Annotated in this window: 10 protein-coding genes; 3 read left to right on the plus strand and 7 right to left on the minus strand. The window is 50.0% G+C overall.

The features are described from left to right. The 6 genes from ACRC27_RS12675 to gspC form a co-directional block, all read right to left on the minus strand. On the minus strand, positions 1-56 hold a 56-nt coding region (locus ACRC27_RS12675), incomplete at its 3' end, for a prepilin-type N-terminal cleavage/methylation domain-containing protein (RefSeq protein ID WP_438640039.1). Further along, the gene (gene gspG / locus ACRC27_RS12680; RefSeq protein WP_438623866.1) at positions 56-526 is read right to left on the minus strand and encodes a type II secretion system major pseudopilin GspG; all 471 of its coding nucleotides are present in this window, start codon (positions 524-526) and stop codon (positions 56-58) included. The genes gspG and ACRC27_RS12675, both read right to left, overlap by 1 nt. A gap of 61 nt (positions 527-587) precedes the next feature. Continuing rightward, the gene (gene gspF / locus ACRC27_RS12685) at positions 588-1820 is read right to left on the minus strand and encodes a type II secretion system inner membrane protein GspF (RefSeq protein ID WP_438623796.1); all 1233 of its coding nucleotides are present in this window, start codon (positions 1818-1820) and stop codon (positions 588-590) included. Then, positions 1820-3379, minus strand: a complete 1560-nt coding sequence (gene gspE / locus ACRC27_RS12690) for a type II secretion system ATPase GspE (protein ID WP_438631730.1) — start codon at positions 3377-3379, stop codon at positions 1820-1822. Before gspE ends, gspF begins: the two co-directional genes overlap by 1 nt. Then, positions 3376-5370, minus strand: a complete 1995-nt coding sequence (gspD, locus tag ACRC27_RS12695) for a type II secretion system secretin GspD (RefSeq protein WP_438623798.1) — start codon at positions 5368-5370, stop codon at positions 3376-3378. The genes gspE and gspD overlap by 4 nt, the downstream gene beginning before the upstream one ends. 117 nt (positions 5371-5487) lie before the next feature. Next, positions 5488-6447, minus strand: a complete 960-nt coding sequence (gspC, locus tag ACRC27_RS12700; RefSeq protein ID WP_438640037.1) for a type II secretion system protein GspC — start codon at positions 6445-6447, stop codon at positions 5488-5490. Positions 6448-6927: 480 nt separating this feature from the next. Here gspC and hslR point away from each other — a divergent pair, with 480 nt between their 5' ends. The 3 genes from hslR to pckA all read left to right on the plus strand — a co-directional run bounded on the left by hslR (position 6928) and on the right by pckA (position 10092). Beyond that, the gene (hslR, locus tag ACRC27_RS12705) at positions 6928-7368 is read left to right on the plus strand and encodes a ribosome-associated heat shock protein Hsp15 (protein WP_438623800.1); all 441 of its coding nucleotides are present in this window, start codon (positions 6928-6930) and stop codon (positions 7366-7368) included. 36 nt (positions 7369-7404) lie between these two features. Next, positions 7405-8316: an Hsp33 family molecular chaperone HslO gene (gene hslO, locus ACRC27_RS12710; protein ID WP_438631734.1), complete on the plus strand. Its 912-nt coding sequence runs from the start codon at positions 7405-7407 to the stop codon at positions 8314-8316. Between the two features lie 147 nt (positions 8317-8463). Beyond that, positions 8464-10092, plus strand: a complete 1629-nt coding sequence (pckA, locus tag ACRC27_RS12715) for a phosphoenolpyruvate carboxykinase (ATP) (RefSeq protein WP_438631736.1) — start codon at positions 8464-8466, stop codon at positions 10090-10092. A gap of 556 nt (positions 10093-10648) precedes the next feature. Here the strand turns inward: pckA and ACRC27_RS12720 are convergent. Then, a partial coding sequence (locus ACRC27_RS12720) for a S1 RNA-binding domain-containing protein (RefSeq protein ID WP_438640038.1) occupies positions 10649-11530 on the minus strand: 882 nt, incomplete at its 5' end.

The following is an 11530-nucleotide window of genomic DNA, read 5'->3' on the forward strand; positions in this document are numbered from 1 at the left end:
CCAATCAAAAAGATCACCAGCATCATTTCAAGCAGAGTAAAGCCACGGCGGATCACTATTTTTGGTACTCGTTAATGTTCCAGTTACCAATATCCGCCGCACTGCCTTCACCGCCCTCTTGTCCATCAGAGCCTAATGAGTAGATATCGGTGCTGCCTTTTTCGCCTGGGCTAAGATACTGATACTCATTGCCCCACGGATCTTGTGGCAGACGTTTGATATAGCCACCCTCACGGTAATTACGCGGCTCAGGTGTTCCCGATGGCTTGCTGACCAGTGCCTGTAAACCCTGTTCGGTCGTCGGGTAAACACTGTTATCAAGCTTGTACATATCCAGACTGTTCTCAAGCGCAACAATATCGCTGACCACTTTTTGCTGATCGGCTTTCTCTTTGTTGCCGAGCAAATTAGGCACAACCAAACTGGCCAAAATACCCAAAATAACAATCACCACCATCACTTCAAGCAAGGTAAAACCCTGCTTGGGGGATGTCTGCTGACGGCGAGAGAAACGGTTTTGGGGCATAATTTTAATTTCTGACATGGTTTAACTCCTGAAAATAGTACGCCGATCACCGGCCTGCGGTTTACATACCGACCATATTGTTAAGCTGCAGCATCGGCTGCAAAATAGAGATCACAATAAACAGAACAATGCCAGCCATACTGACAATCAGCACCGGTTCAAACACACCCAATGCCAAGCTGACTAATGATTCAAACTCCCTGTCTTGGTTATCGGCAGCCCGTGTCAGCATCTGTTCAAGTTCACCACTGCGCTCACCTGAGGCGATCATATGCAGCATCATCGGCGGGAACAGTTTGCTTTCATCGAGCGCGGCACGCAGGCTAGTACCTTCACGCACGCGCTCTGATGCGGCCATGACCTGCTGTTCAACATAGCGGTTAGAGGCGACACTGGCGGCAATTTGCATGCCTTCAAGCAAGGGCACACTGCTGGATGACAAAATACTGAGCGTACGGGCAAAACGGGCGGTATTGAGCCCACGGCTAACTTTACCGACCAGTGGCACACGTAAAATACGTTTATCCCACCGCAGGCGTACTGCCGGACGCTGCAACAATCGCTGCCACAACACCGAAACCACCACGAGGGCTATCACGATAAACAGCCCGTATGCACGAACGCCATCACTGAGGATAATCAGTATCTGGGTCGAGGTTGGCAGTGCCTGCCCTAAATGCTCAAACTGAGAAACCACTTTTGGCACGACCGAGGCCAGCAAAATACCGATAACCCCGATTGCAACCACGGTCAGTACCAGTGGATAGAGCATCGCTTGCAGCATTTTGCCTTTCATATGCTGGCGCTGTTCGGTGTAATCGGCCAGCCGGTTCAAGACCGCATCCAGATGACCTGATTTTTCACCGGCGGCTACCATGGCGCAAAACAGTTCATCAAACACTTTAGGGTGCGCACGCAGGCTGTCTGCCAGTGTATAGCCTTCGAGTACCCGTGAGCGTACCGCAAACATCAGCGTTTTCAGGTGCGGTTTTTCGCACTGCTCACCGACGGCACGTAAACACTCTTCAAGCGGCATCGAGGCCTGAACCAGTGTAGCCAACTGACGGGTGATCAGTGCAAGATCTGCGGCACTTGCGCCACGCTGCCAGCGCGGGGTCGCTGTTTTTACGCCATCAGAATCAACGGACTGACGCGATGTACTTTCGGTCAGCTCAGTCGGTAACAGGCCTTTATCGCGCAACAGTTGACGAGCTTGCCGTGCAGAGTCAGCTTCAATGACCCCTTTTTCAGTTTTGCCGCTGGCGCTCAGGGCGCGGTATTGGTAGGCCGCCATTATCCCTCCCGCGTGACGCGCAAGACTTCTTCGAGCGTTGTAATACCGGCCAAAACTTTACTCATGCCGTTATCACGAATACTTGGGCTGTGCAGACGTGCATAACGCTCTATCTGCTGCTCTCCGGCATCGGAGTGAATCATCTCGCGCACTGACTCATCAACGACCAGTAACTCATGGATGCCCGTACGCCCGCGATACCCTTTCTGATTACACTTCGGACAACCTTCAGCATGATAAAGCGTAACCGGATTGGCGTGGCTGACACCGAGCGCTTTACGCTCTTCATCGGTTGCCTCTGCCGGACGGCGGCAATCAATACACAAAGTGCGCACCAACCGTTGGGCCAATACACCTAACAAGCTTGAGGAGATCAAAAACGGCTCAATCCCCATATCGCGCAAACGGGTCACCGCACCAACTGCGGTATTCGTGTGCAGAGTAGAAAGCACCAGATGGCCAGTTAACGAAGCTTGTACGGCAATTTGTGCAGTTTCCAGATCGCGAATCTCACCGATCATCACCACATCAGGGTCTTGACGCAAAATGGCGCGTAACCCACGGGCAAAGGTCATATCCACTTTGCTGTTAACTTGTGTTTGCCCGATCCCCTCAAGGGTGTACTCAATCGGGTCTTCAACTGTCAGGATATTGCGCTCTTGGCTGTTGAGCTCCTGTAAACCGGCGTACAAGGTGGTGCTTTTCCCCGAACCGGTCGGGCCGGTCACCAGTAAAATACCGTGTGGTTTGAAGATCAGTGAGCGGAAAATCACGCTCATTTGCGGCTGCATGCCTAAATGACTAAGCGTCAGACGTGCCTGATTTTTATCCAGCAAACGCAGTACTACCCGCTCGCCGTGGTTTGATGGCATCGTTGAAACCCGAACATCCACCGCCCGCCCGCCAAGTAGCAGTGCAATACGGCCATCCTGCGGAATACGCTTTTCAGCAATATCCAGCCGCGCCATCACTTTGATCCGCGAAACCAGCAAGGTGGCCAGTTTCCGACTCGGCCGCAGCACTTCACGCAGTACGCCATCAATTCGAAAGCGGATCACTAGCACTTTCTCGAACGTTTCGATATGAATATCGGATGCGCCCTCTTTGATGGCCTCACCAAGCATGGCGTTGATCAGCTTGATGATCGGCGCGTCATCCTCGCTTTCGAGCAGATCTTCAGTCTGCGGCAGCTCTTCTGCCAGCGTGTAAAAGTCACCCTCGGCGCTAATGTCTTCCATTAGCTGGCGCGCCTCGCTCGAGTCACGCTGATAAGATTGGGTCAGCCGCTGTTCAAACTCGCCAGGATCAAGCACTTGTAAACGAAACGCACTGCCAATCACTCGCCGCAACTCAAGCAGCACTTCAAGGCCCAGCGGTTGCGCATGGTAGACGCACACACGCTGAGTGGCATCAGGCAGTATTTGGCCCTCTGATGCAGGAGTAGCCGTAGCCGAATCTGCACCTTGAGGCCCAGATTCCGTATCCAGAATCACCCCAAAACGGCGGGCAAAGCTGAACGGCAAGCGGCGTGATGGCAACTCAGCGGCCTGCTCACTCATGCCTTGATCCCCCGCGCATTCAGGAATGCACGCACCTCTGCTGGCAGGTCTGCATCTTTACCGTATTCAGGTAAAATTGGCAGCGGTGTCTGCGGCATCAAGCTCATGCCTTTATCATCACGATAGAGTTGCTCGGCCCGAATATAGTTATATTTACGCTGGGAAACACCATCGGCCGCCATGCCATCACGCAGGATAGTTGGGCGGATAAAGATCATCAGATTGCGTTTCTCTTTCTTGTTCGACGTTGACTTAAACAGGTGGCCTAAAATCGGAATATCGCCCAACAATGGCACTTTTGCGACACTTTCACCGCTTTGATCATCAATCAAACCACCCAGTACAATAAGATCGCCATCATCAGCCAGTACGGTGGTTTTCAGCTTACGCTCGGCAAATACCACATCAAGGTTGGTTTGGCCTTCCACTTTTGAAACTTCTTGTTCAATGGTTAGCTGAACCGCATTCCCTTCGTTGATCTGCGGGGTGACTTTCAGCATGGTGCCGACTTTTTTCCGCTCAACGGTATTAAACGGGTTTTTATTATCAGAACCGGTAGTTGAACCGGTCAGCACCGGAACATCCTGCCCGACCATAAATGAGGCTTCTTGGTTATCGAGCGTGGTGATACTTGGGGTTGAGAGCACGTTTGAGTTTGAGTCAGTTTTAACGGCCTGCACTAAGGCGGCCCAATCACCCTTCACAATACCCACCGCCGCCCCGCTGTAACTGCTTAACAACTGGGTTAACGCGGAGATATCACCGGGTTTATCCGGGTTAATGGTGGTTGAGCCGTTATCATTGATAATGGTTGAACCTTGTTCAGGTTTGGCCTGATACAGTGCGCCAGCAAGCGATCCTATTGGGATCTGGTTGCCGTTGGCAAACTGCACTAAACCGGCATTTTTTGACCCCCACTGCACGCCAAAGTTGACGTTATTACCTTCGGCTATCTCAACAATCAGCGCCTCGACATGCACCTGTGCACGGCGGACATCAAGCTGGGCAATCACACTTTGCAAAGACTGCATGATGTCTTGTGGGGCAGTGACCACCAGCGCATTGGTATTTTTATTGGCGGCGATAGAGACCAGTGCGTTACCACGCGAACCGCCACCGGCCTGCCCCTGTTGGGCATCTTTACCGGCTTTCAGCGTGCCGCTGACCTGATTGAGCACTTCCACCAAATCTTCGGCTTTACTGTATTTGAGGTAAAACACCCGGCTATTACCGGTATTTTCAATTTCAGAATCGAGCTGCCGTACCAAGCGTTTGAGGCTCTCACGTACAGCCGGATCACCGCTGATTACTATGCTATTGGTTCGCTCATCGGCAACCACTTGCGATTTCAAGGTTGCAGGCTGGTTCTGATCATTGGCTTTATTGAGGCTATCAACCACTCGCACCATCTCTGAAGCAGAGGCGTTACGCAGGGCAACCACCTCTGATGCTTTATTACCGGTTAAATCAACCCGATGAATGACATCAGCCAAACGGTTTACCACCGATGCACGCCCAGTCAGCATGATCACATTCGATGGATCATAGTTGACCACGTTGCCCGAGCCTGCGCTATCAATCAGCTGGCGTAATAAAGGGGCTAATTCCCGTACCGAGACATTACGTACCGGAACTACGCGGGTGACCATCTCATCACCTTCAAAACCCCCGGTGCCGTTACTGACAACCGGCAGCGGCTCTGTTTTTGCATCACGTGACTTAACCACTTTAAGCACGCCATTATCCATTGGGATCGCCGAATACCCGTTGGCCTGCAACACATTCAAAAACAGTTGGTAATATTGGCGCTCGGTTAATAGCTCAGTACTGCGAACGTTAATTCGCCCCTGTATTGATGGGTCGGTAATAATGGTTTTATTTAAGTTACGGCCGACCGTATCAATAAAAGTATTGAGATCAGTATCTTTGAAATTTGCCGAAAACTCGTTTGCCCAAGCTACCCCTTGTACCATCAGTAAAGAGGCGATCATTAACGCTTTTAATGTGGGTTTTACCCGCTTGCAGGCAAACCTGAACCGAGCTGAAGATTCGGGTGCGATGTTATTAATCATGGTTTGCCCTTGTATTACGCAAATATCCATCAAAATTTAAGGCGTGATCAGAATGTCGTAACGCATTCCTGCACGCTGTACAGTTAGGGTAATGCTGGGAAGCGTGGCGAGCTGTTGCATCACTTGCAATGCTTGCTTATCGTCGGTTAAATCCAGCCCGTTTAGCGCCACCGCAATATCTTGATCTTTCAAGCCAAACGAATCAAACAGGGCACGATTAGCCCCCGGTGAAACGCGGTAGCCGACCAATGTTTTCTCTTTACGTACTGGGCTTAAGCGGATGTAGTTCAGAACCTTTTGTGGATCACGCGCAATTAAGGCGCGCACTTCCGCCAGATCAGCTTTCACAACACTTCCTTCGGCAACCCCGCTGTCAGCGGCCGCAGCATCAACAATCGGCGGCTCTTGGGTTGCCGTATTTGGTGGCTTGTTGCTGGTAGAATTGCCACGTACTGGGGAGGTCGAGGATTCGAGAGCGGCCGGCTCACCGGGTAAGCGTAAAACTTCATGCTGACCGGCGTTATCAAGCAGCACTTGTAAAGGTTCAACTGCCAGCAAAGTGACATTTGAACCTGCAATTTTTTCCCCCAGCATATAGCTCTGCTGTTTGCCCTGCGCCTCTATCACCGCAACACTGCGGGTAGAGTCTTGGCTTGGCGCGACGCCACGCAACACAAAATTGAGCTTAGTAGGCACGACCACTTTTGTGACCGGCTCTGACGCTGATTTTACGGGGGATAACGAACCAAACCACTGTTGCTGAAAAACAATGCCAAGATCGGCTTCTGTCAGTGCGTTGGCTAAGGGTGCGGTTGCCTGTACCCGCACAATCGGGGGCAAGAGTAGAGGCTCAGGAGCTGGCCAGATTAGCCAGAACAATTGGCCGATGCTCCATGCACAAGCCAGCCACAAAGCGCGTTGCAGCCCGCGGGCGCAACGATCTTGCCACTGTGTTTGAGTGCATTGATGCAGCACTGCCGAAAATCGGGCAAACAAAACCACTGTTATTTCCCTATATTTTTAACCCGAGAACATGCTTGGGCAATCATAACTATGCAACGAATAATTAACATCACTGATCGTATTATTTTATTACTTTTATAGACAGCCCTCAGGCTAAACAGCAAGCGCTCTGCAAAAGAGAATCGGCCACTTTTTAAAATGACATGATGGCATAAAACAACAGGGTGACAGATTACTGCAATAGTATGTAATAAATCATTACCCGCTGAAATACGTTACAACTTTTTTTTTGAAGGTTTCAGTTAAAATCACAATAAAACAACTTGATTAGACATCTAATTTAGAGTAATTGAAAATAATGTTTTTCAGCAAGATACCCATTATTGCCTTCACTATTTTCCACATATTCCCACTACGCCATATGCAATTTGTGCCCTTATTCACAACAGTAGGCTTCCAACCAGAGAAGTGAGATACTTTTCTCATATACAGTGAGTCATAGCAGGGTAGCCAATGCGCGGAAAAAGCCGTCTTGAAAAAGGCACGTCACCGCAGGGGGCAGATAGCCTACCGGCAGTACGGTTAGATAAATGGCTCTGGGCAGCACGCTTTTATAAAACGCGGGCTCTGGCACGTGAAATGGTGGAAGGCGGTAAAGTTCACTATAACGGTCAACGCAGTAAGCCGAGTAAACTGGTTGAACTGGGTGCAACCCTGACATTACGGCAGGGAAATGATGCGCGTACCGTGATTATCTTGCTAATTGCAGAACAACGCCGCAGTGCTATTGAAGCACAATTGATGTATCAAGAGACCGCAGAGAGCATTCAGCAGCGTGAGCAAGTCAGCCTTGCACGTAAAATGAATGCATTATCGATGCCGCACCCTGATCGGCGGCCAGATAAAAAAGAGCGCCGCGATCTGCTCCGTTTTAAATATAACGATGCCGAGTAACCGCTCGCCATCAAAAACGCTAATCGAGAGAACGTTATGCACAATCATGATCATACCTCCCCGAGCTTAAACACACACGACCAACTGCATCGCTATCTGTTTGATAAAGTGTCGGTGCGTGGTGAGATGGTGCGTCTGGCTGAGACTTATCAGCAGATGCTGAATAATCACGACTATCCACTGCCGGTACAACGGTTGCTCGGTGAGATGCTGGTTGCCACCAGTTTGCTAACCGCAACCTTGAAGTTTGAAGGCACAATCACCGTACAACTGCAAGGCGATGGCCCGTTACGTCTGGCGGTCATTAATGGCGATCACCTGCAAAAACTGCGTGGTGTCGCCCGTGTTCAGGGTGATATCAGCGATGAGATGACTCTGCGCCAGATGATAGGCCAAGGCCATTTAGTGATCACCATCACCCCTAATCAGGGTGAGCGTTATCAGGGAATTGTGGGTCTGGAAGGTGAAACGCTGGCCGAGTGTCTTGAAGGCTATTTTGCCCAGTCTGAACAGTTACCAACCCGCCTATTTTTGCTGACCGGCGCGCATCAGGGTCAGCCAGTTGCCGGCGGTTTCTTGCTGCAAGTGCTGCCCGATGAGCACGCTAATGGTGATGAGTTCGAGCATTTGAGCCAACTGACATCCACCATGACCGCTGATGAAATGTTTGGGCTTGAGGCCGAAGAGGTGCTGTATCGCCTGTATCATCAAGAAGAGGTGACTGTCTATCCAGCCCAAGCGGTCTGTTTTAGCTGCACCTGCTCACGCGAGCGCTCTGGCGCAGCAATTTTGACTGTAGATCCGTTAGAAATAGAGCAGATTCTGTTGGAAAACGGTGAAATTGATATGCATTGTGACTACTGCCAAGCCCATTACCGATTCGATGCGATAGATATTCAGGCACTTCGAAACGGATCACACACAAATTCATCAAATCAGCTACACTGATCACAAGGCGGGAACATTCCCGCCATTTCTTTGTGTTTCCCTTAAAAATAATAACCAAAGTTTGATGATGCTCGCTGTATCGATTAGGCACATCATTAGTATGGTTATTAGGAACAAGGAATTGTCCAATTACAAAGGAGCTGAAAGATGAGTGTATTAGAGGTAGAAAGCCCAATCGTCTTGGATCTGGCCAGTTACGGAATCAAAGACGTTAACGAGATCATCTACAATCCATCCTACGAACTGTTATTCCAAGAAGAAACCTGCAAAAACCTTTCCGGCTATGAGCGTGGCATTGTTACCAATATGGGTGCAGTGGCTGTTGATACCGGTATTTTTACCGGCCGCTCTCCGAAAGATAAATACATTGTCCGCGATGATACCACCCGTAATACTATCTGGTGGGCTGATCAGGGTAAGGGCAAAAATGATAATAAAGCAATCTCCCCTGAAGTCTGGCACGATCTGAAAGCGCTGGTTACCAAGCAGCTTTCGCACAAACGCCTGTTTGTGGTCGATGCATTCTGTGGCGCAAACCCAGATACCCGCCTGAAAGTCCGCGTGATCACCGAAGTGGCATGGCAAGCACACTTTGTGAAAAATATGTTCATTCGCCCGAGTGCGGAAGAGCTGCAACACTTTACCCCAGATTTTATCGTGATGAATGGCGCAAAATGCACCAATCCTCACTGGAAAGAGCAAGGCCTGAACTCTGAAAACTTTGTGGCATTTAACCTCACTGAGCGCATTCAGCTGATCGGCGGCACATGGTATGGCGGCGAGATGAAAAAAGGGATGTTCTCTGTCATGAACTACCTGCTGCCGCTACAGGGTATTGCTTCTATGCACTGCTCTGCCAACGTCGGTGAAAAAGAGGATGTCGCCGTCTTTTTTGGTCTGTCTGGTACCGGTAAAACCACCCTGTCTACCGATCCAAAGCGTCGCTTAATTGGTGATGATGAGCACGGTTGGGATAATGACGGTGTCTTCAACTTTGAAGGCGGCTGCTACGCAAAAACCATTAAGCTCTCAGAAGAGGCTGAACCAGATATTTTCCATGCCATTAAGCGTGATGCGCTGCTGGAAAACGTAACCGTTCGCGCTGATGGCTCTATTGATTTTGATGATGGTTCAAAGACCGAAAATACGCGAGTCTCTTACCCTATTAACCATATTCAAAATATTGTTAAACCGGTATCAAAAGCTGGCCATGCCAATAAAGTGATTTTCCTTACTGCGGATGCGTTTGGTGTGTTGCCTCCGGTTTCGAAGCTGACCCCTGAGCAGACCAAGTACCACTTCCTGTCTGGCTTTACCGCTAAACTGGCCGGTACAGAGCGTGGGATCACCGAGCCAACCCCGACATTCTCGGCCTGTTTTGGCGCAGCTTTCCTGACGCTGCACCCGACACAGTACGCTGAGGTGCTGGTGAAGCGTATGGAAGCGGCCGGCGCTCAGGCTTATCTGGTCAATACCGGCTGGAACGGTACGGGCAAGCGGATCTCCATCAAAGATACCCGTGCAATTATTGATGCGATTCTCGATGGTTCAATCGAAGAGATGCCGACAGCTACCCTGCCGATTTTCGACCTTGAGATCCCAATGACACTGCCAGGAGCAGATGCCGGTATTCTTGACCCACGCCACACCTACAGTGAACTAGCACAGTGGGAAGATAAAGCCAAAGATCTGGCACAACGCTTTATCACCAACTTTGACAAGTACACCGATACCCCTGAGGGTGCAGCACTGGTGCAAGCAGGCCCACAGCTGTAATACGCCGAAAACACATCACGCGGTAAATCACCGGTGATATTGTTGCACTCGCTATACACAAACTAAGCACAGGCCTTACCGGTTTGTGCTTTTTTTATACTTTTCATTTCATTATGTTCACTTTTAATGAACGTAACATTCATTTTATTCAAATATCATGAATTATAAGATTGCCCTATTGTAAGGCTATTGACCATTCAGTCAGGCGGTGCAATATGCAAGATTTCATTATTGGCGTGATGTTGGCTGTTCCTTGGGCTTTACTGTTTATTGTCGCATTCTGGTGTTTTAGCCGGATTGGTGACTGCGATATTAACGATCGCTCATAATTGTTACTGATTACTGATTACTGATTACTGATTACTGATTACTGATATAGTTGGACAATATCCGCTCACACATTTTTGTGCTGAGCGTTTTTTTTATCCGCTCAGTGATACCCAAAATGCCACAACCGCATACAAAGGATAAAAAAAGGGAGGCGACAGCCTCCCATGATGTGTGCGGTTATGCGCGATGATGCTGTGATGCACCAAATAGATATGCGCAATATCCGTTATTTGCTTTTACGCAGTGCTGCTGCGAGCGCATCGCCCATAGCGCTGTTACCTTGGCTGCTGTCATTGCGGTTTGTGCTGCGGTTTGCGTTTCTACCGCCGGTATGATTACTCCGGCTTGCCGAAGTGCGATCAGTTCGACCTGACTGCACCGCGCTGACATTATTCCGCTCAATGTTTGGGCTACTCTTCGCCCCTGCACTGGCCGGTTGATCATCAAGACGCATGCTCAGAGCAATCCGCTTACGTGCAATATCTACTTCCAGCACCTTCACTTTAACGATATCACCGGCCTTCACGACTTTATGCGGGTCATCAATAAACTTATCTGACAGTGATGAGATGTGTACCAAGCCATCCTGATGCACACCGATATCAACAAATGCGCCAAAATTGGTCACATTGGTCACGGTGCCCTCTAAAACTAGCCCCGCAGAGAGATCATCAAGAGTTTCGACCCCCTCGGCAAAGGTGGCCGTTTTAAACTCGGGCCGTGGATCGCGGCCGGGTTTTTCCAGCTCTTTTAGGATATCGGTTACCGTCGGTAAACCGAAGCGATCATCGGTAAACTCACTGGCTTTGACACTGCGCAGCAGCTCGCCATTGCCCATGAGATCGCGCACCGTTTTACCGGTGGCAGCCAGAATACGCTCCACCACCGGATAGGTTTCCGGATGTACCGTTGAGGCATCCAGCGGGTTTTTACCCTCATTGATACGTAAAAATCCGGCACACTGCTCAAAGGCTTTCGGGCCTAAACGCCCCACTTTTAGCAACTGCTGGCGACTATCGAAACGGCCATGCTCATCACGAAAGGCCACCACATTCTGGGCCAGTGTTTTTGACAATCCGGCCACGCGGGTTAGCAGAGCGACCGAGGC

The sequence above is a fragment of the Plesiomonas sp. genome (assembly GCF_051650925.1).
Classification (GTDB): Bacteria; Pseudomonadota; Gammaproteobacteria; order Enterobacterales; family CAMTGL01; genus Plesiomonas.

Excerpts from the sequence above, each read along its gene's own strand:
- gspG (WP_438623866.1), bottom strand. The coding sequence starts at position 526 with ATGCCCCAAAACCGTTTCTCTCGCCGTCAGCAGACATCCCCCAAGCAG.
- gspF (WP_438623796.1), bottom strand. The coding sequence starts at position 1,820 with ATGGCGGCCTACCAATACCGCGCCCTGAGCGCCAGCGGCAAAACTGAA.
- gspE (WP_438631730.1), bottom strand. The coding sequence starts at position 3,379 with ATGAGTGAGCAGGCCGCTGAGTTGCCATCACGCCGCTTGCCGTTCAGC.
- gspD (WP_438623798.1), bottom strand. The coding sequence starts at position 5,370 with ATGATCGCCTCTTTACTGATGGTACAAGGGGTAGCTTGGGCAAACGAG.
- hslR (WP_438623800.1), top strand. The coding sequence starts at position 6,928 with ATGCGCGGAAAAAGCCGTCTTGAAAAAGGCACGTCACCGCAGGGGGCA.
- hslO (WP_438631734.1), top strand. The coding sequence starts at position 7,405 with ATGCACAATCATGATCATACCTCCCCGAGCTTAAACACACACGACCAA.
- pckA (WP_438631736.1), top strand. The coding sequence starts at position 8,464 with ATGAGTGTATTAGAGGTAGAAAGCCCAATCGTCTTGGATCTGGCCAGT.